This window comes from bacterium (assembly GCA_035529855.1).
Taxonomy (GTDB): domain Bacteria; phylum RBG-13-66-14; class B26-G2; order WVWN01; family WVWN01; genus WVWN01.
Window position 1 is genome coordinate 1 of record DATKVX010000088.1, and the last position, 23022, is coordinate 23022.

Consider the following 23022-nt stretch of genomic DNA (forward strand, 5'->3'; position numbering starts at 1 on the left):
CCGCGCCGAAATGCGGCACGTAACAGTCGCTAATAAAAAAGGGCCCTTGCGGGCCCTTTATCGTATTGGGCGATGGGGGACTTGAACCTCCGACCTCCTGCTTGTAAGGCAGGCGCTCTAGCCAACTGAGCTAATCGCCCGACGCCATTAGTATAATGAAAAAAGGGCTTAATAGTCAACCTAAAATTCCCCGACGTGTTATTACCACATAAAAATGTCACATAATTCCCGAGTAATAATGTCACAAGGGGTTAGAGGTGGCGGCCAACTTCCGGTAGAGTTTGAGGGAAGGGATGCGGTCGAAGTCGGGGGCAGGGCCCTTAGTTTTAGGGAAGGAGACCAGGAGGCGATTTTGGTAGTAGATGCGGATCTGGCCATTGAGGAGTTCGCGGACTTCGACGGAGGCCTTGGCATAGGAGGCGCGGTAGGGGTTGGGAGGTATCTGGAGGGTGCGGCCGTGGAAGGAGATGGTGTTGTCGGGTTTGACGACGCGATGGTCTTTAAGGGCACACACGGCGTCGAGGTCTAGGTCGGAAGGCAGGGGACGCCAGGCGGGCTGAGGGTCGTCCGGGGCCCGGGCGAAGCGGCGGTTGTAAGCGGGGACGAAGCGGCGGAGGGAGCTATTGGCCGCGTTGAGGTCGGCCACGTTGGCGAGGCGGAGTTCGGCGCGGAGGCGGTCTTGGAGGGTGCGGAAGGCGCGTTCGATGCGGCCTTTGGCCTGGGGGGAGTTGGCGGCGATGTAGTGTATGTTGAGCTCTTGCAAGGCGCGGGAGAACTGGGTGGCGGGTTCCAGGCCGCGGAGCTGTTCTTCTATGGTAGGTTCGCGGTTCGTTTGGAAGATGGAGTGTTTATCGGCGTAAAGCGCCAGGGGACGGCCGTAGCGGCGGCAGAGTTGGCGTAGCATTTTAAGATAAGCCACGGTGGTCTCGCGTCTTTCGAAATGGGCGTAGAGGATCTTTTTGGTGGCGTCGTCCACGGCCACGACGAGGGCGATGTACTCCTCGCCGAGCCAGGGGTGCGGGCTGGCGTCGGCCTGGACGAGCGCCCCTTCGGCGGGCCAGGGTGGACGACGGCTGCGGTGCCCAGGGCTTCGGCGAGAGTGCTTCGGCGGGATGCCGTCGGCCCGTAGGAGCTTGCGTACCGTTTCGCGACCCACGACTATCCCCTCTACCTCGTTAAGCTTCTCGGTGAAGTGGACGTCGTTGAAGTCGCCGTAGACGTTGGTTCTGAGTTCCACGATGCGGTCGCGGGTTGTGGCCGCGAGGGTCCGTGGGGAGGGACGGCCCCGCAACCGGTGGGCCAATGCATCAGCGCCCCCTTCCCGGTAACGCCGCCACAGCCGCCAAAACTGCCTGGCCGTTACCCCCAGCGCCACCGCCGCCTCTTGGTACCGAATCGCTTTCTTCTCGTAAAGGCTTAGTACCTGAAACCGGCGCAATTCTCGCTCCTTTAAATACGTCTTCCTCTCCATGATGTGACATTATTACTTGGGAGCTCCTTGTGCCATTATTATATGGGAACCACACCTAAAATTCCCCGACGTTGCGGATTCGTAAAGGCCGTGGTAAAATATACCTCGTGCGGTTATATTTTCGCATCTTCGTTTTATTGAACTTAAGCGTCGGTGCGGCCTTCGCCGGTTGGCGGCCTATGCCCCGCCTGGCCCTCGTCCACGACGACGCGAGCGCCGACTCCCTTTATAACTACTTCGCCGCGGCGCCGGCGTTCGTCTTCCGCTACGCCGGCGACACCTACCAGGCTCCGGTCCTGGCCGACGCCGTCGGTAACGATACCGTCGCCCGGTTCTTCGACGCGTACCGAAGGTACCTCGACGGCCGCGGCGGCCTGAGGCAGCTCGTCGCCGTGGGCGGCGTGGCCCCGTCGGACGTCGAGTACGCGCGGAAGTATTTCGCGCTGGACGAAGAGAGCGTTCGGGAGATAATCGGGCCGCCGCCCCGCGTCGCGTGCGAGCTCTCGCGCGATTGGCTTGCCAGCGAGTACGTCGTCGTCGCGCCGTACGTCGCCGCGCCGACCGTCCGCGACGTCGAGAGCGCCGCCAACGCGGCCTCCATCGCCTCCTACCTCAATGCGCCGCTCTTCTACGCCGGCCCCTCGGACCTTTCGCTTGAGACGTTGAAATTCATCGGCTACCTCGGCGCGTCGAAAGCGGTCGTGGTCGAGATAGGGGACACGTTGCCGCCCTCGGTCCGCGAGGCGCTCGCCGCCCGAGGCGTCCGCGTCGTCGCCGATTTAAAGACGGAGCGCGACGTAGTAACATATATCAACGGGCTTACGGACCCGGCGCCGCCGGTGCTGTGTTGCTTCCGCGGCCGGGGGATGGCGGCGCCGGCGGCGGCGGCCGCGGCGCGGTACGGCGGCTTCGTCCTGGAACTCCCCGCGGACATAACCGCGCTGAGCTCGAGCGCGTGGGAATTGGAACGGGCGCTGGCCCCCGAGAGCCGCGAGAAGCTGCTCGAGCCGTACGTCATGCCCGCGGCGGCGCTAGCCGGCGAGCAGGCCGTGGCGGACCGATTTTACGACTGGCTCGAGTCGCTGGGCGGCACCGACCCCAACCAACTCGAGTACGTCCTGACCTTCGCGCCCGCCTTCGGCGACGGGAGTCTCCCCTACGCCTTCGACCGGGCGATTATCGGCGATTCCGAGACGCCCGACGAGCGCGGCGCCGCGCCGGGCCGCTTCGTAAATCCACCGGCGGAGAGCCTGGCGTCGCTCAACATGACGTCGGCCTACCGCGCCCTCATCTTCGCTAACCCGCGGCCGGACCACGTCACGTTCTGCGGCGTTTCGTATATGGCCCAGAACGTAGTATCGTGCCCGGATACCTACAGAGACAACTACGGCAAGTTCCACAAGGTCAACGAGGTGTTGGGGTGCCGCGGCGGCGGCTTCGACGACCCGGGCGTCTTTACCGACTTCCGCGAGGGCGGGTACGGGGCCGTCGTCCACGACGGCCGCCGCGCGGGAAAAGGGCCCCCGCACCCGTTCGTCCCCGGCGAAGAGCTCTTCGGTTTCCAGAAGGACGTCAACCTCGGCACGGCTTTCTTCTATTGCTCGAGCCACGGCTCGAAGGGCGGCGTCTACCCCCTGGACGGAGACACCGGCATCGCGCAAAACGTCCCCTGGGGTAGGGAGGATTGGCCCGGCGGGCCTTCCGGGTTCGTGAACCTCGACGGCGAGTCGTTCTCGTACAATCGCTGGGACGAAATGCCGAACAGGAGCCCGGGTCTCGTCGCGGCGTTCAACGCGTGCTCGGTCGGCTCGGGCGATATGAACGCGGTCGTGACGCGGCGCCTCGGCGCGGCCTCCGTATCGTCGTACACGGCGGTGGGCGCGCCGTCGTCCGGCTGGTTCTGGATATCGTTGGTCAACCGCCTCGTGAAGCGCCGCTACACGTTGGGGGAAGCGCTATGCTTCGCGACGGCGCAGGTCTCCGAGATATTCCCGGCTCACCGGATACGCGGCGATTCGCTGATAAGGTACGTCCTGGTGGGCGACCCGTTCATGCTTTATTACAGGCCGGCGTGGCAGCCGCCGACGCCGGCGTCCCCGGGGCGCGACTACGGCGGCCATAACCCGGGGGGCGCCGGGCCGTTGGCGCGGGAATTCACCGCCCACGCCGGCGCACGACGCGTGACGCTCTCGTGGCGCGCGGCTACGAACAGGGAAGTGGCCGGTTGGAATTTATATCGGGCGGAGGGCCCGGCCGCGGCCGAGGGCGTGGCCGGCGGCTCGAGCGGCCCGGTCAAAGTGAACGACGACCTTATCGCGGGCGAGTCTCCTTTTACTTTCGTGGATACGCCGCTCGAGAACGGCGAGGATTACTACTATTGGCTCGAGGGCGTGGAGGAAAGCGGCCGGGCGTTCCTGCAAGGGCCGGTGGACGCGGTCCCGGCGCCGGACTACGGCAAGGCGACGTTCGCGCTGGCGCAGAATTACCCCAACCCCGTCCGCGCCGCGACGGCGATAGTATTCGTCGTACCCGACGGCGGGCACGCGACGTTGACGGTTTACGACTTGAGGGGTGCCGTCGTTCGGCGGTTGTGGGACGGGCGGGCCGCGGCGGGCGGCCACAAGGTAACGTGGGACGGCACGGCTGAAGACGGCGCGCCGCTCCCGCCGGGCGTGTACTTGTACAAGCTCGAGGCGGGCGGTCGGGCGGCGGCCAGGAAGCTGGTTTTAATCCGTTGAGGAAGGGTGTTAAAACCTGATAAAATAAACCCCGCGTACGGCGCGGGGCTTTCTACCGGGATTTGGGCCGGCTAGAATTCCGAAGCCGGCGGTTCTTCCGGGGGAGCGGTTTCCGGCTCGGTTTCGGCGGCCGTCGTGTCGGCCCGGCGCGGCAATAGCACCAAACGTTCCACCACTACCTTAAGCTTCGAGCGTTTTTCGCCCTCGCCGGTCTCCCAGCGGTCCTGGTGGAGGCGGCCCTCCAGGAAGACCGGCCGCCCCTTTTTAAGGTAATCGCGCGCTATCTCTGCGGTGCGGCCGTACGCGGTGCAGTCGATAAACGATACCTCTTCCGTCTGTTCGCCGTCGCGGTTGCGGTACGTTCGGTTAACGGCCAACCGGAGGTCCGTTACGATACCCCCCGTCGGCAGGTCGCGCGACTCGGGGTCGGCGGTGAGATTTCCCAATAGAAATACGCGATTGTAGTTAGCCACGGTTCCTCCGTTTCGTTGAATAACCGGTCCATAATATTTTTTTACCGGGGTCGTGTCAAGGGATTTATCGGCGCACCCGCGGGTTAGATTTGAAAAATCCGACGGTTTTTGTTAAGTTAAGGGTCGTGGACCAGGACGGTGGCGATGAAGACGCTTGCGATTATAAACGGAACGACGTATCGTACCGGCGACGCGGCGCCCGCGAGGGCGAACGTCGTAATTCGAAACGGTAAGATAATTTCGGCGGGCCCGGCCGCTAAAGTCCCCCGCGGCGCCGAAGTTATCGACGCCAAGGGCCTGGTCGTAACGCCCGGTTTGATAGACGCCCATACCCACGTCGGCAACTTCGGCGAGGGTACCGGCCAGCCGGGGTTCGACGCCAACGAGGCTGCGGAGGCCGCCACGCCGCACGTACGCGCGCTAGACGGCATCGACCCCCGCGACCTCGGCTTCGACGACGCCCGCCGCGCCGGCATCACGGCGGTGTGCGTACTGCCGGGGAGTGCCAACGTCATCGGCGGCACCGGCGTGGTGTTGAAGACCGCGGGTTTCATAATAGACGAGATGGTCGTCTCGGCCGACGCCGGCATGAAGGTCGCCTTCGGCGAAAACCCGAAATTCTCCCACCCCGACAATCGGCGGATGCCGGTTACGCGGATGGGCACGGCCGCGGTCCTGCGCGAGATGTTGACGCGGGCGGGCGAGTACCGGCGCAAGCGCCGCCTGCCGCCGGCGAAGCGGCCCGACCTCGACATCCGTATGGAGCCGTTGGCGAGGGTGTTGGCGGGCCGGATGCCGCTGCGGGCGCACGCCCACCGCGCCGACGATATCGCCACCGCGGTCCGCATAGCGCGGGAGTTCAAGTGCCGGTTGATATCGGACCACTGCACCGAGGGGTACCTCATCGCCGACTACCTGGCCGAGAACGGCGTGCCGTGCGTCGTGGGCCCGACCCTCATCGGCCGGTTCAAGCTGGAGTTGAGGGAGCGTTCGTACGCCGCCGCCGGTATTTTGGAGAAGGCGGGTTGCGCCGTGGCGTTGACCACCGACCACCCGTTCGTACCTATCGACGTCTTGACCGCCTCGGCCGCGACGGCGGTGCGCGAGGGGATGACCGAGAAAGGCGCGCTACGTGCCATCACCAACGGCGCGGCGCAAATGCTCGGCCTAGGCCGGCGCTTGGGCAAGCTGGCGCGCGGCTACGACGGCGACGTCGTCGTTTGGAGCGACCACCCCCTCGACGCCCAGGCGAGGGTCGTGGCTACCGTGGTCGAAGGCGAGGTGGTGTACCGCTCGTAGCGGCGGCTTATGGACGCGGTCGTACTTTGCGACGTGAAGTTCGGTGCCGGGCCCATTCAGGCGGCCATCGACTACCTGATCGTGGAGAAGCGGTACCGCATCGTGGGCGCGGCGCTCATCGGCAAGGCGGTCCCGGATAACTTTTCGTTGGACGTCCCGTTCGTGACGGAGGCCGAAGCCGCGGCCGGGGTCCGCCGCGCCGCCGCGGAGTTCAAGCCGCGGGCGATAGTGGACGTCACGGAGGCCGCCCTGGCGGAGCGCTTCGCGTGGGCCAACGAGGCGTTGCAGCTCGGCCTGGAAGTTCACGGCGCCGACTTCCGCCTGTGGCCGCCGGTTTTAAAGGGCGGCACCGTACCTACCGTAACTTTCGTGGGTGCCGGGGCCGCGGTGGGCAAGACGGCGGCCATAATATATTTTTTAGAACGGGTAAAGGCCAAGTATAAAACCGCGGCCGTCGTTTTGGACCTCGGCGGCCCGTCGTACCCGGAGGTCGTGGAACCGGGGGAGGCCGCGTCGGCCGCGGCTCGGCTGTTGTCGTATCATCGCGACGGCCGCGGCGTGGGCGGCGACCACTACCTGTTGGCCGCCGCGACCGGCGTCCCCGCGGTCGGGTGTTCTTTCGCCGGTACCGGGTTGACCGGCGTTCCGTTGAATTCTCTCCTCGGCGACGCCTTCGTATACGCCGCCGAAAGGGGAGGCGAACTCGTGGTGGTCGAAGGGTCCGGGGGGGCGATGCCGCCGGCGGCGGGCGCAGTTTGTTTCCTCGTAAACATCCGTACCGGCTTGGACGTCCTCAGGGCTTTCCCGTTCGCCTTCCAATTGCGGAGGGCGCGCGTAGTAGTAGCGACCGGCTTTACGGCGAAACCGCCCCCCAGGGCCTTCGACGAGTTGCGGGCCGAGGTTAAAGCGGCCAACGGGCGGGCGGCCTTCTGCTACGGCAGGTTGGTTGCCGCGGCCGCGGCCGAGGTTACTTTCGGGAACGCGGTGGTGGTTACGGCCAGGCCGGCGGGCGAACGCCGGGAGCTTTCTCTTCATTGGCAAAGGAAAATCGACGGTTCGGTATTACAGGTGGTAGGCGCCGAGGATTTTCCGCCCGCGGCGCCGCTATCGAAGTCCCTGCGGAACGAAAGCGCCAACGTGGGCCTGCTGTTGGATATGGCGGCGTCCAATCTGGGCGAATGGTTAGCGTGGGCCGACGCGTGGGGCCTGCCGGCGGTACCGACGTACGAGGTTTTAATCCCCTCGGCGCGCGTATGCGAGCCGCTCCTGAAGGAGGCTTTGAAGGCGGTACCGTAGGAAGGCGGCCGAGGCGCCGCGCCGCCCCTATTTTAATTTTGGCGTTAAAAGAAAATCGGTTATAATTAATCTAAACCATGTGTCCTTTTTTCGAAGGCGACGCACGATTGTTGAGAGGCCGTTGGTTGCGCTGGGGCGCGGCGGCCTTGGCCGTCGTCGCGTTGGCCGCAGGCCGCTCGAAACTCGAGAAAATAAAAGAAGACATCCGGCGCCACGAGGCGGACCTGAAGAGGGTAGACGCCGAAGTCAGCCTGTCGGTGGAGTCGATCCACGAGATCGACCGGCGCCTCGAGGACATCGATAAGACCATGGCCGAGCTCTCCGCCGAGGTAATCGAGACCTCGGGGCGGATGGCGGCGGTGCAGGCCGACCTGGAGGAAGCCGGGCTCGAGCTGGCGGCGCGCGAGGCCGAGCTGGCGCGCCACTTACGGCTGGTGTATAAATTGGGGCGTTATCCGACGGTCCGGTTGTTAGTGGGCGCCGAAGAGATGGGCGACTTCGTAAGGCGCGTGCGCTTTACGATGACTATAGCGCGAGAGGACCGCCGCCTCGCCCGGGCGGCGGACCGTAAGCGCGTCGAGATCCAGCGGGACCGCGACGCGCTTCAGCGCGAGTTGGATTACCTGAAGTCGCTCCAGCAATTGAAGCTGAAGGAGATACGGTTGGCCCGCCTTCGCCGCGACCGCAAGCGGGAGATATTGACGCGGGCTAAGTCCCAACACGACGTCCTGAATAAACGGCTGCGGGAATTAAAGAAAGAACGGGCCGAGCTCGAGTCTCTGGTGCGGTCGAAGGCCGGCGGACGGAAGGTAACGCGGGTCCCCGGTAAAAGCGGGAAGTCGGAAATTCTCGCGCGGCACGGCAAGATAATCAGCCCCGCGTCGGGTCGCCTGGTACGCAGGTTCGGCCGTATCAAAGACGACCGTTACGGGACGTTCACCCAAAACGACGGCATAGACATCGAGGCGGCGCTGGGGACGGGGGTGCGCGCCGTAATGAAGGGCAAGGTCGTCTACGCCGACTGGTTCCTGGGGTACGGCAAGCTGATGGTCGTGGACCACGGCGGCGGTTGTGCGTCCATCTACGCGCACCTGGGCGACTTCACGGCCCGCGTGGGCGAGCGCGTGGGCGAGGGCCAGACTATCGGCCTGGTCGGCGATACCGGCTACGTCGCCGCGTCGACGCTCCACTTCGAGGTCCGCCAGGACGGCGTCGCGATCGACCCGGAACCGTGGATGAGGAAATGACGCCGGTGGGTAAACTTCGCATAGGCGTTTTGGCGTCCGGGGGCGGAACCGACACTCAGGCCATAATCGACGCCTGCGAGGCCGGCCGAATCGAAGGGGACGTCGTCGTCGTCGTAAGCAATAACTCTCGCGCCGGCGTCCTGGAGCGCGCCCGCCGCCACGGCATCCCGGCGCACCACCTCTCGAGTTACCATTACTCGGACGACGCCGACCTCGACCGGGCGTTCGTGGAGCTGCTTCGCGGGTGCGACGTCAACCTGGTCGCGTTGGCGGGATATATGAAGAAGCGGGGGCCGGCGTTTCTCGCGGCCTTCCCCAACCGCATTTTGAATATCCACCCGGCGCTCTTGCCCGGGCTCCACGGCGGCGAGGGCAAGTACGGCATCCGCGTCCACGAGTCGGTGCTGGCCGCGGGCGACGAGGTCACCGGCGTATCGATACACCTCGTCGACGAGGAGTACGACCGCGGCCCGGTGGTGGCGCGGCGCGAGGTCCCGGTGCTACCGGACGACACGCCGGCGTCGCTGCAGCAGCGGGTGCTGGCGGTGGAGCACGAATTTTACGCGGCGGTCCTGGCCGCCGTCGAGCGCGGCGAAATAGACCTCGACGCGGTCGCGGCCGGCGAAGGGCCGGTAAATGTAGACGGAGCGTGACGATATGAAGTTCACCCGGATTTTACGTTTGATTTATACCGCGCTGGTCTTGGCGGCGTTCGCGGCTTCGCCGGCGATATTCTCGCGGGCCTGGGCCGACGACAACGCCCAGGATTTCGTACGCGAGATCCAGCTCTTCGACACCGTCGCCAACTACGTGCGACTGAGCTACGTCAAAGACGTCGACGCCCGGCAGCTGGTGCAGGACGCCATCCGCGGGATGTTGTCCGGCCTCGACGAGCATACCGCCTTCCTCGACGCCGACGATTTCCGCCTCCTCATCAACGACACCGAGGGGGCGTTCGGCGGCCTGGGCATCGAGATCGCGGTGACGCCCGAGGACCAGATGCTAACGGTGATGAACGTGCTGGAGGGTACGCCGGCGGAGCGCGCCGGCCTCAGGGCCCGCGATAAAATAATCGAGATCGACGGCGAGACGACGAAGGGGATTACGACCCGCGAGGCCTTGCTCAAGATGCGCGGCGAGCCGGGGACCGACATCGAGGTCGGCATCGCCCGCAAGGATTACGCCGAAAAGTTGGACTTCACGATAACGCGGGAAGTTATCCACGTCGATTCCGTGCCGTACTATTTTATGGCGACCGACGACGTGGGCTACGTCCGCGTCGCCAACTTCGCCCGCGACGACGAACGGAGCACGTCCAAAGACGCCGATAAAGCGTTGGCGGCGTTGAAGGAGGCCGGCGCCAAAAAGTTCATCATCGACATGCGCGGCAACCCCGGCGGCCCGCTCGACGAGGCCGTGGCCTTAGCCGGCCTGTTTTTGAAGAAGGACTCGCTCGTCGTCTATACCGCCGGCCGCTCGAGGCGGTGGGAGGAGCGGAAGTACTTCGTCAAGGGCGAGCCCAAGTATAAAAAAGAGCCCTTCGTCGTCCTTATAGACGACTCCTCGGCCTCGGCGTCGGAGGTGTTCACCGGCGCGCTGAAGGACCACAAGCGGGCCGTCGTGATGGGCGAGAAGTCCTACGGCAAGGCGTCGGTGCAGACGCTGATACCGCTCGCGGCCGCGGCCGACGTCGCCCCGGGCCCGGGGCTCAAGATAACCATCGCCTACTACTACTCGCCCGACGGCCACCTCATCGACGGCGAGGGCATCGAGCCTGAAATAAAATTGGAGCCGGAGGAAATCCCGTTGGTGGTGGGCAAGCTGTTCGCGCTGGGGTATTTCAGGATGTTCGCCGAGGAGTACCACGACGCACACGGCTCCGCGGCGCTGGCGGACTTCGAGGCCGACGCCGCGGCCTTCGACGAGTTCGTGGCCTGGGTCGACGAGCGCGGCTTCGACTTCTACCCGGAAGGATACGCCGAGACGCTGCCGGACAACGGCCGCGAGTTCTACGTCGCCGCCATCGAGAAGGAGCGCGCCGCGGTGATGACGATGCTCACCCGGGAGGTCCTGCGCGAGGTCGCCGGCGACGCCGAGGCGTACAAGTACTGGCGCCGGCACGACCCCTGGCTCGCCGACGCTGTGGAAGAGCTATCCTAACGACGACGCGACGACGAAAGCCGCCCCCGAGGGCGGCTTTTCGTTTTTGTGAGTTGACAACCGCCGGGGGCGGGGTATATTATAACGAATACCATAATTGATACCCCCGGAGGGAAGATGACGGCACCGAGTAAAGTAAAGGAATTAGTCGAACGCTTCGACCGGAATAAAGACGTCTATTGCGGGAGCGGTTTTAACGAAACCCAACTCCGCCGCGAGTTCGTCGACCCGTTGTTCGAGGCCCTCGGCTGGGACGTGGACAACAAACGCGGCGTCTCGCCGCTGTATCAGGACGTCGTTCACGAGTACGGCACCGAGGTCGAGGGTTCCCAGAAGACCGCCGATTACGCCTTCCGCGTCGGCGAAAAGGTGAAATTTTTCGTCGAGGCCAAAAAGCCCGGCACCCGCCTTAAAGACGACGCCGGCCCCGCGCTCCAACTCCGCCGCTACGCTTATTCCGCCGGCCTGCCCCTTTCCATATTGACCGACTTCGAAGAGTTCGCGGCCTACGACGGCCGCGTTCCGCCGAAGAAGGCCGACGCCGCCTCCCGCGCGCGCGTTATGTATTTCACGTACGACCAATACGTCGACGCGTGGGAGGAAATCGCCGCGGTCTTTTCGAGGGACGCCGTATGGAGCGGCGCCTTCGATACGTACGCCGACGAGAACCGCGGCGGCAAGGCCGAACCGGTCGACAAAGCGTTTTTGAAGTTGCTCGAGCACTGGCGCGACGAGCTCGCCCGGAACGTCGCCAACCGCAACCGCGAGAAGGACCTCGACAAGTACGAGCTCAGCGCCGCGGTCCAGGCCATACTCGACCGCGTCATCTTCCTGCGCGTCGCCGAGGACCGCGGGATTGAGGGCCGCGGCCGGCTCGAGGCGCTCCGGACGGGCGAGGGCGTTTACGCCGGCCTGATGGCGTTGTGCCTCGAGGCCGACGACGTATACAACTCCGGCCTGTTCCACTTCCGCGACGAGAAAGGCCGCGCCACCTCGCGCGACGAGCTTACCCCCACCCTCCACGTAGACGACGCCATACTGCGTAAAATAATCCGCGAGCTCTCCGAAAGCCCGTACGAGTTCGGCGTCGTACCGGTGGAAATCCTCGGCCAGGTGTACGAGCAGTTCCTCGGCAAGACGATATGGCTCGACGGCCGCGGCGTCCACATCGACTACAAGCCGGAGGTCCGCAAGGCCAAGGGCGTCTACTACACGCCGCAGTACATCGTCGAGTACATCGTCAAGAACACGGTGGGGGAGCTGTTGAAGGGGTGCAAGAGCCCGAAGGACGCCGCCAAGCTTAAGATACTCGACCCGGCGTGCGGCTCGGGCTCGTTCCTGCTGGGCGCGTACCAGCACCTCATCAACTGGCACCTCGAGTGGTACGTGGGCGACGACCCGGGCGGGTATGAGGGCAAGGTCGTGCCGACGCCCGGGCCCGGGCCCGTGAGCTGGCGCCTCACCGCCGCCGCCAAGAAGGACATCCTGGTCAACAACCTGTTCGGCGTGGACATCGACCCGCAGGCGGTGGAGGTAACTAAGCTCTCGCTGCTGCTGAAGGCGCTGGAGGGCGAGAGCCGCGAGTCCGTCGGCGCGCAGACGAAGTTCCTGCGCGAGCGGATATTGCCGGACCTGGCGGGGAACGTCAAATGCGGCAACTCGTTGATAGGTTCCGACTATTGGGACTTTGCCCGGGGAAAGACAGTGGGCTTAAGCCCACTGTCCGAACGATCGTTCGAAATAACGGAGGAGGAACGGCGCCGCGTCAACCCGTTCGATTGGGAGGTGGAGTTCGCGGATATAATGAAGGCCGGCGGCTTCGACGCGGTGATCGGCAACCCTCCGTGGGTTTACCAATTATTAATAGGCGAAGAAAAGGATTATTTAGTAAATAAGTATAAAACATTTGTACCTACGGCTGATTTATACGTATGTTTTACTGAGGAGGGTCTAAAACTTACCCGCGGAAATGGGTTTTTTGGGTTAATAGTTCCCAATAAATGGTTACGAGTCGATTACGGTGCGAACTTAAGGAGTTTTATTAAGGAATTCGAAATAGTCGAAATGGTTGACTTCCGCGATTTACACGTTTTCGAGGGGGCAACTAATTACCCATTGATAATATTGGTTTTGAAAAGCCGACCGAAGAGAAAACCTTCATACGTGCCCGTCAGAAACCTAAGTTTCCGATATTTAAGTGAAGAAGTCGCGGCCATAGGGTATAAACTCGAGCCGGGAGCGTTAGACAACGAGGGGTTTTCTCTAGTCCGGCCCAAAACCCAAGGCGTACTCGATAAGATAAATAACGTAGGCACCCCTTTACGCGAATATGCGGGCGCGAAGATTTACCGGGGCGTACTTACTGGGTTCAATAACGCTTTTATAATTAACCGCGGAACCCGGGACCGCCTTATCGCGAAAGACCCAAAGTCGGCGGAAATAATCGAACCCTTCGTCTTCGGCGACGACGTTAGGCGGTACTATATTAATTTCCGCGAACGCTTTTTGATATTTACGAGGCGCGGTATTCGGATAGAAAGATATCCCGGGGTAAAAGAATATCTTGCTAATTGGCGTGACGAGTTAACACCTAAGAAAACGAGTAAAGAAAAACTAGGTCGTAAACCCGGGAACTATAAATGGTACGAAATACAAGATACAATCGATTACTTTGCCGAGTTCGATAAACCAAAGATTATCTACGGGCAATTCCAAATAGCGCCACATTTCGCTTTAGACAGAACCGGTTTAACATTCGGCAGTAACCATTATATGTTGTTAGGGTTGAGCGCCGACGTGTTGCTATTTTTATTGGGCGTTCTAAATTCTAAGGTTTATTTCTTCTTTATGAACACAATAGTATCAAGTATACAAGGCGCTACCTTAGTCGCACAAAAAAGCCGTATAGTTAATTTCCCCATCCCAATATTAAATACTTCCGGTACATTAAAATCCGCGCGGCACGACAATATGGTGGCGTTGGTGGAGGAGATGTTGGAATTGCACAAGCGCCTCGCCCGGGCCAAATCCGACCCCGACAAGCAGCGCCTCCAACGCGCCGTCGCCACCACCGACCGCAAGATCGATAATCTGGTCTACGAGCTGTACGGCCTGGCGGACGAGGAGATAAGGATCGTTGAATCGTAGGGGCCGGCGGTAGGGGCGACTGGCCAGTCGCCCCTACAACGCGCCGTCGACGCCACCGACCGCCAAATAGACGCGCTGGTCTACGTGCTGTACGGCCTGACGGATGAGGAGATAAAGATCGTGGAGGGTTCGTAGAGTAATAACAAACCCCTTAAGCTTAATTAATGGGAGGTTCGATTAAATGGCTGACGACCGAAAAGAACATATAGATAGGTTTATCCAAGATGTTATATCGTCGAGAGACGCTCATCGGATAAGGACTTCCGAGTTTGTTAGCTTCTCTAGCGTTTTTATTGGTATTCTCTTAGTCGGTTTTGGATACTTAGCGAAAGGACCTAACGTTACAATCTCTTTTTGCTCTTCGGTTTCTTTCGCATTATCTTTTTTATTTTTCCTAGGAGCAGTATTCATTAGTATAATTAGCTGGCATAAGTCTTTCGCGACCGTACGTTGGCCTTCCGCGAAACGTTTAACAAGAGCTAATTATATTAAGTACGCCGAACATAACTACGATCTTATTAAAACGAGTTTAAATCGTTGTTCGAAATGGATAACCGTAGCCGGGTTCCTTTTTTGCGCTGGGTTATTATTCCTCGGGGTGTCGGCGGTGTTATTATTCTTAACCGCCGTCGATTGCTAACGGTTTCCCGAATCGACTTAATAAATTTCGCTTTTCCGGAAAGGAGGTTTTAATATGGCAGGTAACGGGGAAGAAAATGGCGGACTGAACGATGACGATGGCACGGGCAAATTCGTTAAAGAAAGCGATAAAGGAAAAGCCACTCGGCCAACGCCGTCAAAACCCGAAAAATCCGACGACAAATAGAAACCTACAGGACCCGCCTCCAGCGCGCCATCGCCGCCACCGACCGCAAGATCGACGCGCTGGTCTACGAGCTGTACGGCCTGACGGAGGAGGAAATAAAGATCGTGGAGGGGTCGTAGGGGCGGCAGGGGGCGCACAGCTGTGCGCTCCAACATCGCGGCCCATACGGGCGTAAGCCGTTGCGGTCCTGCAACGGGCCCCGGTGGGAAGTTTTCACCCTAAAAGAAGGAGGTATAAACCGTGGCTTGTGAACAATTCGACGTTTGGTATTACATCGTATACCTTCACCGCGACGCGGACCGCGAGGGCGCCTCCCACATATCCGCGGCGCGAATTTGGTGCCAAGGCTACTGCCGGGGACGGATAGAAAATTTCGAAATCACGTTTTGGCAAGATATGAGCGACGCCCCGGAGAACTTGTCGGCTATAACCCCCGAACGGCTGGCGGGTTCTTTGCACGTCGCGGCCGCGGAATACCCTTGGTATATCGACTTGTTGCGTAACGAGAAACCGGTGCGCGCCAGGATTTTCACCGAACCGGCGTTAAACACGTTATGCACCCTTGACGAACGGGTCGGCGAGGGCGAGCCGGCGCCGTAGGGGCGACTGGCCAGTCGCCCCTCCAGCGCGCCGTCGGCGCTACGGACCGCAAGATAGATGAACTAGTGTACGAGCTGTACGGCCTGACGGATGAGGAGATAAGGGTCGTGGAGGGGGCTGAATAAGGATTGGAACGATGCCCGAAAAGCTAAAAAAGGAGAACATATTTTGAAAATAGATTTCCCTTTATTCCGCAAGTATTACGGAATAGCGAAAAATGCTTTTATAAAAGTAAAGGATATCGAGGATGAAATCCGGCCCGCAGAAATAGCTCTTGAACAATGCAAGGGTACCCCCGCTGAGAACGAAATTATAAGCCGATTATTGATTTGGAACCATGAAACAGACCTAAAATCTATGGAAGCGGTTATTTTCTGCCATTTAGCCTTAGAATCTTTTATAAATTACTACGCTTTTAAATATCTAGGAAAAGCCGTCTTTGAAAAACGCGTAAAAAGATTGGATTTCTTATCTAAGTGGGTGTTCGTGCCTTTATTAAAATTAGGTAAGAATATAGGACCAAGTTCTAGAGAGATGATAGAATTAGAATGGTTAAATAAGAAAAGGAATCTTTTAGTTCACGATAAACCGTTTTCTTCATCTTTGGATAAAATTACTAATTATTGTTTGAATAGAGAAGCCGACGCGCGACGAGCTGTCGGTTGTGTTGAGAAAACCATTTCGTTTTTAAAATCTATCGATCCCGACGTTATCAAAATTTGGGCTCGTTTCGCAGAATAAGCGAAAAATTCGTCTTGTCACCGTTCCGACGCCGACAAGCAACGCCTCCAGCGCGCCGTCGCCGCCACCGACCGCAATATCGCCGTCCCGTCGTACGGGCGCAACGCGTTGCGCCCCTACCGGCCTGACGGCCGAGGAGATAAGGGTGGTGGAGGGGCGGTAGGGGCGCACAGCTGTGCGCCCCCACAACGGCCGGCCCTATAAAAACCGTCTCCGCATGCGCCGCCCCCTCCGGCTTTTCCCCCTTGATGAACGCGGCGGTTTATGGTATAAATAGCGCCTTACTGGGGCTGTAGTTCAACTTGGATAGAGCACCGGCCTGTCACGCCGGATGTTGCGGGTTCGAGCCCCGTCGGCCCCGAATGGACCAGCCCCCCGCGCGGCGGAGGGCATAAATAGTAAAATATGCGTAAATCTTTGACCGGAGGCTGAGATTAAATGAAAAAAGTCTTAATCGTTACGGCTACGGCGGCCGCGCTGGCCTGGGTCGCCCTGACCTCGAGCGGGTGCGGCGGCTGCGGCTACGACGAGAACAAGGTCATCGCCGCTATCGGCGACAAGGGCGCCGTTACGGTGGGCGACTTCGTCTACCACTACAAACGCGCGGTCGAGATGGCGCCGCCCCAGGACAAACCGGTGATCAACACCTTCGACGACGCCAAGGACTTCCTCGACGATATCTTAATCAGCCGCGTGCTCGAGCTGGAGGCCGAGGAACTCGGCTACGGCGACGACGAGCAATTGAAAAAAGACGTCGAGACGTACCGGTCCAACCTCCTCCGCGAACGCGCCCGCAAAAAGATCGAGGATACTATCAAGGTGACCGAGGCGGAGATTCTGGATTATTACAACAAAAATAAAGAATGGCGGCGCGTCTCGTTCCTTGTATGCGATAAGAAGGACCAGGCCGAAAAGGCGCGCGCCGAGCTCAAGGCCGGGAAACCCTGGAACGACGTCGTCAAGAAGTACTCCGTCTTCGAGCAAAATAAAAACGAAGGTGGCGTAATGCCGGAGGACTTCTACTATTCCGGCGATAACGTGAGCCGCGCCGTGTACGAGGCCGAAGTCGGGAAATACACGCCCGTCATCGAGGCGGAGACCGGCAATATGTGGTTGATCTTCCGCGTCGACAAGAAGGTCCCGGGCCAAAAGGAAGAGTACGCCAAGGTCAAGGACGACATCCGCAACTCCATAAAGAGTTACAAGGTCAACGTCACTACGGTGGAACACGTCGCGAAGTTGCGGAAGGAAGCCGATATCAAGCTTAACCGCGAAGTCTACGACGCGGTGGTGAAGGGCAAACTCGCCGACGCCAAGGATAAATATAACCGCAAGGGAAAAGCGGTTTCTACGGTAGGCGGCGTACCGATATATTTTGAGAGCTGGTTCGAGGGTATGCCCCTTCAGTTCGGGATGAGCGAAGAGGGGCTGGATGAATTCAAGCGCAAGGAGCCCGGGGAGTTTAAAAAGATGTTGGACGGCCGGCTCAAGGCGTTGGAGGACGACGCGTTGCTCGAGTTCGACGCCATCCGCTCCGGGGTGGATAAGGAGCCCGATTTCGTCCGCGACCTGAACAGGTTCCGCGCCGGCAAAATGGTGGACCGGATTTACGACGAGGTGTTCGTCCCCACCATCCCGGACGTGACCGAGGCGGAGGTCAAGGAGTACTTCGAGAACCACAAGGACGAGTTCCAGGATATCGAACGCGCCGAGGTCGAGTTCGTCGCGATGCCGAAGAAGGCCGAAACCGACGACATCCGGGCCAAAGTAACGGCGGGCGGCGATTTCATGGCCGCCGCGCAAGAATACGCCCAAAAGTACTACGAGGAGTTGGAGAAGCGGGGCGAAGCGGAGAAGCAGCCGGCGCCGTCGGAATTGCCGATGGCCGACTTTTTAGTAATACCGCGGCAAGCGGAAAGCGCCGGAGCGGGTGCGCCCGCCGGGCCCGAAGGCGGTCCGCCTCCGCTCGTGGACGAATTCCGGCCTCGCGTCTTCAAAGCCAAAAAAGGCGACGTGAGCGAGGTCTTCAAGTTGAAGGACGGCCGTTGGGCGTTCTTCAGGTACGTCGAATATTACCCGTTCGTACAGTATACGCTGGAAGAAGAGCAGTACAACGGCTTGGCGAAAGACGGCGCGTATCGCGAGAAGCTGGCCAGCCCGGAGATCGACCGCAAATGCCAGGCTTGGTTCGAGGAATTGCGCGGTAAGTATTCGATCGAAATCGACGATAGCGCCCTCAAGATGGCGTATAAGAAGGTCCAGAAGTTATAGTGGCGGTTCGGACGCGGATATGGGCGGCGGTCGCCGTTATAACGTTGCTGGCGGCGGCCGCCGGCTGCCGTAAGGGCGAGGAAGGAGAAGCCGCCCGGGAGCGCGTCGTGGCGCGCGCGGGCGACCGAGAGATAACCGCCGCCGACGTTTACCGCGGCCTTTACCCCCAGGGTAGGCCCGAGGGCGCCGAGGTCGATGCCGACGCCGCGCGTCGGGTCGTAGAGCAACTGCTCGAGCGCGCGATAATACTCGCGTGGGCCGGGAAGAACGGATTGGAGGTCGGCGACGCCGAGGTCGACGCCCGCCTGGGCCTGATTAAAGCCGACTACGGCGCCCGGGGTTTCGCCTCCTACCTCAAGTCGCAGAACCTCACGGCCGAAGCGTTCGAGGAGACCGTGCGGGACGACCTCATCGTCGAGGCGGCAATCGAGGCCGCGGTGGTGGAGAAGGTCTCGGTCAGCTACGACGACGTCGTGGCCTACTACAACGTCCACGCCGCCGATTTCGAGGTGCCGGCCGAATTTCACCTCAAACAGATCGTTACGGACGATAAGGGCCGGGCCGAAGAGGCTCTCGCCAAGCTGACGTACGGCGCGACCTTCGAGGAAGTGGCCCGGGAGCTCTCGATTTCGCCGGACCGCCACGCCGGCGGCGACGTCGGCTATACCACCTTGGAGGCTCTTCCGCCGGAGGTGGCCGCGGCGGTGAAGGACCTGCCCCCGGGTCGGACCAGCGGCGTGATCGCGACGCCGTACGGTTGCGAAATCGTCAAAGTAGTAAGCGTGCGGGAAGCGAGGCGCCGCCCTTTGGCCGAGGTTCGACCCGAAATAGAAGACCTCCTCCGCACCGAGCGCGAGGAGGAGCTCTACGCGCGTTGGTTGGAGGGATTGCGAAAGGAAACCAAAGTGTCCGTCGACGACGGGGCTTTGGCCGAGTTATGAGACCGCCGGTTGTCATTCGCCGTTTCGCCGCCGCCGTACAAGCTTTAGCTTGTGTTTTGTTTTTCGCCGGGACGGCTGGGGCGGCGCGCCGGCCCTTGGACGGCATCGTGGCGACCGTCAACGACGACGTAATCCTGGCGAGCGAGCTGGGCGAGGAGGTCTCGGTACGCTTGTATCAGATGGAGGCCGCCGGAGCGAAGGCGGGCGACCTCCGCGCTTTCGCGGCCGAGGTCTTGGCGGCCATGATGGACGACCGCCTCCTGTTGCAGGACGCCGACGGGCGCGACATCATCGTATCTCGGGAGGACGTTAAACCCTACCTCGACGAGGAGCTCGAGCGTATTCGCGGCGGGTTCTCGTCGCAGGCGGAGTACGAGGCCGCGCTCGCGCAATACGGTATGACGGAAAAAGAGCTCGTCGTCCGTTACCGGAAAACCCTCCGCGACCAGTTGAAGATAAGACGCCTTCTGGACGTCGTCCTCTCGCCCCGGGTGGAGGTCAGGGAAGAGGAAATACGCGCCTACTTCGACGCCCGCCGGGACGAGCTCGCGCTGCCCACGCTCGTCACGCTGCGCGAGATTGCCGTTGCCAAGCAGCCGTCGGCGGAATCGAGGGCCCGCGTCAAGAACGAACTCCAACGCATTAGGGACGCGGCGCTGGCCGGAGGCGGTTTCGCCGCGCTGGCGAAGAAAGCGGCCGATGCGGAGGAGGGCGGCGAATTCGGCGCCTCGTTTAAATTCCGGCCGGGGGAGGCGGTGCCGGCGCTGGAACGGGCCGCGGCCGGCCTGCGGCCGGGCGACATATCGCAAGTGGTGGCGGGACCGGATGGTTATTGGCTGGTTCGCCTCGGGAGCATCGAGAACGAGCGGCGGGAAGTCCAATACGTCCACCTCAAAGTGAGTTTGACGGACGCCGACGTGAGGGCCGCCCGGGCGAAGGCGGAAAAGGCCGCGGCGGCGCTGGCCGGGGGTGAAGATTTCGCCGACGTGGCGGCCGCGTACAGCGGGAACGAGGAGACCGCGGCCGCGGGCGGCCTGGTGGGCGAGATAGCCATGTCGGAGTTCGAAGCGGAGATGCCGGAAGTCGCGGCGGCGGTGGAGGGGCTTTCGCCCGGGGGCGTCACGACGGTCATAGAACGGCCCGAAGGGTTTTTCATCCTCAAACTCGAGGAGCGACGGGAGGGCCGCGAGGTTTCGTACGAGGAAGCGCGCGAAGTCGTTAAGAGGACCCTCAGGGCCCAGAAATTGGCGCTCGAGAAAAAGAAGTACGTACAGGAATTAAAGGATAAGGCCTACATCAAAACCTTTGACTAAACCGGGGCCCGCCGGTAAAAAAAAAGCAGGCTCCGCGCCTGCTTTTATAAATGCCGGCCCGGCGGTACCTCACTCCAGATTGGGAACCAGCAAGACCGGGATGTCGGTCTTGGCCAGGATCTCGCGCGAGATAGCGCTCGAGATGTCGCCCCGTTCGTCGAGGCCTAAAATAATCAGGTCTACCTCCTCTTCCTGCGCCGTCTTCGCGATCGTGTCCGTCAGGCGGCCTATGCGAAGGATGGGGCGTATCTTGGGCGTCGCACGCCGGCGTTGGAAGATGGCGAGCGCCTGTTGGCCGTCCTCGTATTCGTCCTGGCTGTCGACTACGTGCAGGACGATGAGTTGGGCGTTGGCGCGGGAGGCGACCGTTACCAGGTAGTCGGCTTTCTTCTTGGCGGGTACGCTTCCCGCGGTCGTTACCATTATCTTCAAAAGTTTTCCTCCTGCGAGGTCCGGGCCCGCTTCGTTTATATTTTACGCAAACGGCGGGGCGGCGTCAAGTGGTAAAGTAAATCCGTCGCCTCCTCGCGATGCCCTTCGTCCCGATGGGTAAACCGTACGTAGCGCTGTTGTGGCACTTCCACCAGCCCCCGTACGCCGACCCGCGCCGGCCCGGGCGCCAGCCGGCGTTGCCGTGGGTGCGACTGCACGCCGCCCGCGATTACTACCAGATGGGGCACCTGGTCGCGGGCTGCGACGGCCTGCGCGCTACGTTCAACTTCACGCCCGTCCTGCTGGCGCAGTTCGACGCGTACTTGCACCGGGGGCACCGCGACCGTTTGATGGAGCTCTCCCTCCGCGACCCGGTCCGACTCGCCGCGGCCGAGGCCGATGCGCTGATATCCCGCGCTTTCGACGTCGACTTCGAACGCGTCGTTAAAGGCCATCCGCGCTATTTTAAACTCTACCGGAAATACGTCCGCCGGGAATCGTTCGGCGCCGGCGAACTGCTCGACGCCGTGGCGCTGTTCAACCTCGCCTGGACCGGCGAGATATTCCGCGAGGGCCCGGTAACGCTGGAGGGCGGCGCCGTCGTCGACCTGAGGCCGTTATCCGAGAAGGGTTGCGGTTATACGCGCGACGACGTCGAGGCCGTAATCGCGGCGCAGCTCGACGTAATGGCGGCCGTCGTGCCGCTGTATCGCGGGCTTCGGTGGGAAGGCCGGCTCGAGATTTCGACGACGCCCTTTTACCACCCGATTCTCCCTCTCGTTCACGACTCGGACCTCGCGACCGTCGACCGCCCGGGCGCTACGTTGCCGCCGCGGTTCTCGTGGCCCGCGGACGCGCGCGAGCAAGTTACGCGCGCCGTTGCGTTCTTCGAGGCGGAGTTCGGCTTTAAACCCGCCGGCATGTGGCCCGCCGAGGGGGCGGTGGCGGAGAAGGTGCTGCCGTACTTCGACCGGGCCGGCGTCGCGTGGATAGCGTCGGACGAGGGCGTGTTGGCCCTCTCGGGAGAGCGCGATTACGAGCCGGGCCGCCCGGAGCTGTTGTCGCAGCCGTACCGGGTGGGCGACGGCGAGTTGGCGATATTCTTCCGCCACCGGGGCTTGTCCGACGCCATAGGTTTCGAGTATCAACGTTGGCCCGACGCCGCGGCGGCCGCGGCCGACTTCTGTAAAAATTTGTGTTCGTTCCTGGCGGCGGCGCGGGCGCGTTCCGTCCACGACGCGCTGGCCTGCGTTATCCTGGACGGCGAGAACGCCTGGGGTGCGTACCGTCGCCAGGGCGTGCCGTTCCTGAGGGAGTTGTATAGCCGGCTGGCGCGGGGCGACGTGGCTCGAGCCGTGACGTTCGCCGAATACCTCGCCGGCGCGGCCGACAGAGGCCTCGCGCCCCACCCGCCCCTCACGCTCGACCACTTACGGCCGCTGGCCTGCGCCTCGTGGATCGACGAGGCCGGTTCCCTTCCCGGCAACGACCTCGGGACGTGGGTGGGCGAGCCGGAGGAGAACCGGGCATGGGAACTCTTGGGGGAAGCCCGCGACGCGCTGGAGCGCTCCTCCGCGCCGGAGGCGGCGAAGGCGGAGGCGCGCGAGTTCCTTCTGGCGGCCGAAGCCAGCGACTGGTTCTGGTGGTACGGCGACGACCAGGGCGGTGGCGCGGACGAGGAGTTCGACCGCCTGTTCCGGGAGAACGTGGCCGCGGCGTACCGCGCGCTCGGCGACGAGCCGCCCGCGGCGTTGAGCGAGGCCATCGCACCGCGCCGCGTCATCTGGCGGCCCGACGGCCGGTTGTCGTTGAAGGTGGGGGACTTGCTGGTCGTGGAGTGGCCGCGCGCCGGGGAAGTGTACTTCGGCGTCGACGGGTGGCGGCGACCCGGCCGGCGGGAGCTCGCGCCCGCGACCGCGGTCATGGCCGGGCCGGCGGGGGGCTTCCGCGCGCCGCTCCTCAAGATTACCGCCGACGTACGCCGCGTCGAGTTCACCTTCCGCGACGCCGACGGCGCGTGGTTGGGCCGGGATTTTTTCGTACTGGTCGACTAAATTTCTGTTATAA

The 23022-nt window shown here is 61.9% G+C and carries 17 protein-coding genes and 2 tRNA genes; 15 read left to right on the top strand and 4 right to left on the bottom strand.

What is annotated here, in order from left to right; all coding sequences use genetic code 11:
• Nucleotides 1–66 precede the first annotated feature (66 nt).
• Nucleotides 67–140 (bottom strand) — tRNA-Val (locus VMX79_09545).
• Between the two features lie 101 nt (nt 141–241).
• Nucleotides 242–1471: an ISNCY family transposase gene (locus tag VMX79_09550; GenBank protein ID HUV87345.1), complete on the bottom strand. Its 1230-nt coding sequence runs from the start codon at nt 1469–1471 to the stop codon at nt 242–244.
• A gap of 179 nt (nt 1472–1650) precedes the next feature.
• Here VMX79_09550 and VMX79_09555 point away from each other — a divergent pair, with 179 nt between their 5' ends.
• Nucleotides 1651–4209: a FlgD immunoglobulin-like domain containing protein gene (locus tag VMX79_09555; GenBank protein HUV87346.1), complete on the top strand. Its 2559-nt coding sequence runs from the start codon at nt 1651–1653 to the stop codon at nt 4207–4209.
• Between the two features lie 71 nt (nt 4210–4280).
• On the opposite strand, the gene ssb is transcribed toward VMX79_09555, so the two are convergent.
• The gene (ssb, locus tag VMX79_09560) at nt 4281–4682 is read right to left on the bottom strand and encodes a single-stranded DNA-binding protein (protein HUV87347.1); all 402 of its coding nucleotides are present in this window, start codon (nt 4680–4682) and stop codon (nt 4281–4283) included.
• Nucleotides 4683–4826: 144 nt separating this feature from the next.
• On the opposite strand from ssb, the gene VMX79_09565 reads away from it, so the two are divergent.
• From VMX79_09565 to VMX79_09625, 13 genes are all read left to right on the top strand, one after another.
• Nucleotides 4827–5981 carry an amidohydrolase gene (locus VMX79_09565; protein ID HUV87348.1) on the top strand — a complete coding sequence of 385 codons (1155 nt, stop codon included), beginning with the start codon at nt 4827–4829 and terminating at the stop codon, nt 5979–5981.
• A 9-nt stretch (nt 5982–5990) separates the two neighbouring features.
• Complete coding sequence (locus VMX79_09570; protein ID HUV87349.1) at nt 5991–7277, top strand: hypothetical protein; 1287 nt, start codon at nt 5991–5993, stop codon at nt 7275–7277.
• A 107-nt stretch (nt 7278–7384) separates the two neighbouring features.
• Nucleotides 7385–8524, top strand: a complete 1140-nt coding sequence (locus VMX79_09575; GenBank protein ID HUV87350.1) for a peptidoglycan DD-metalloendopeptidase family protein — start codon at nt 7385–7387, stop codon at nt 8522–8524.
• Nucleotides 8509–9177, top strand: coding sequence for a phosphoribosylglycinamide formyltransferase (gene purN, locus VMX79_09580; protein ID HUV87351.1), 669 nt, complete (start codon nt 8509–8511; stop codon nt 9175–9177). The genes VMX79_09575 and purN overlap by 16 nt, the downstream gene beginning before the upstream one ends.
• A gap of 4 nt (nt 9178–9181) precedes the next feature.
• Nucleotides 9182–10684 (top strand): S41 family peptidase, encoded by a 1503-nt coding sequence (locus VMX79_09585; protein HUV87352.1) that lies wholly within the window; start codon nt 9182–9184, stop codon nt 10682–10684.
• 117 nt (nt 10685–10801) lie between these two features.
• Nucleotides 10802–13831, top strand: coding sequence for an N-6 DNA methylase (locus VMX79_09590; GenBank protein ID HUV87353.1), 3030 nt, complete (start codon nt 10802–10804; stop codon nt 13829–13831).
• Nucleotides 13832–14525: 694 nt separating this feature from the next.
• A complete protein-coding gene (locus tag VMX79_09595; GenBank protein HUV87354.1) occupies nt 14526–14657 on the top strand; it encodes a hypothetical protein in 132 nt (43 codons plus the stop codon).
• A gap of 240 nt (nt 14658–14897) precedes the next feature.
• Entirely contained in the window at nt 14898–15257 is a 360-nt protein-coding gene (locus VMX79_09600) for a hypothetical protein (GenBank protein ID HUV87355.1), read from the top strand.
• Between the two features lie 168 nt (nt 15258–15425).
• Nucleotides 15426–15998: a hypothetical protein gene (locus VMX79_09605; GenBank protein HUV87356.1), complete on the top strand. Its 573-nt coding sequence runs from the start codon at nt 15426–15428 to the stop codon at nt 15996–15998.
• A 286-nt stretch (nt 15999–16284) separates the two neighbouring features.
• A tRNA-Asp gene (locus VMX79_09610) sits at nt 16285–16359 on the top strand.
• Between the two features lie 77 nt (nt 16360–16436).
• Nucleotides 16437–18269, top strand: coding sequence for a peptidylprolyl isomerase (locus VMX79_09615; GenBank protein ID HUV87357.1), 1833 nt, complete (start codon nt 16437–16439; stop codon nt 18267–18269).
• Nucleotides 18269–19210: a peptidyl-prolyl cis-trans isomerase gene (locus VMX79_09620; GenBank protein ID HUV87358.1), complete on the top strand. Its 942-nt coding sequence runs from the start codon at nt 18269–18271 to the stop codon at nt 19208–19210. Before VMX79_09615 ends, VMX79_09620 begins: the two co-directional genes overlap by 1 nt.
• Nucleotides 19207–20523, top strand: coding sequence for a peptidylprolyl isomerase (locus VMX79_09625; protein ID HUV87359.1), 1317 nt, complete (start codon nt 19207–19209; stop codon nt 20521–20523). The genes VMX79_09620 and VMX79_09625 overlap by 4 nt, the downstream gene beginning before the upstream one ends.
• Nucleotides 20524–20592: 69 nt before the next feature.
• Here the strand turns inward: VMX79_09625 and VMX79_09630 are convergent, their stop codons facing one another.
• Nucleotides 20593–20946 carry a universal stress protein gene (locus tag VMX79_09630; protein ID HUV87360.1) on the bottom strand — a complete coding sequence of 118 codons (354 nt, stop codon included), beginning with the start codon at nt 20944–20946 and terminating at the stop codon, nt 20593–20595.
• 122 nt (nt 20947–21068) lie between these two features.
• On the opposite strand from VMX79_09630, the gene VMX79_09635 reads away from it, so the two are divergent.
• A complete protein-coding gene (locus VMX79_09635; protein HUV87361.1) occupies nt 21069–23009 on the top strand; it encodes a glycoside hydrolase family 57 protein in 1941 nt (646 codons plus the stop codon).
• The last annotated feature ends 13 nt before the right edge of the window (nt 23010–23022 follow it).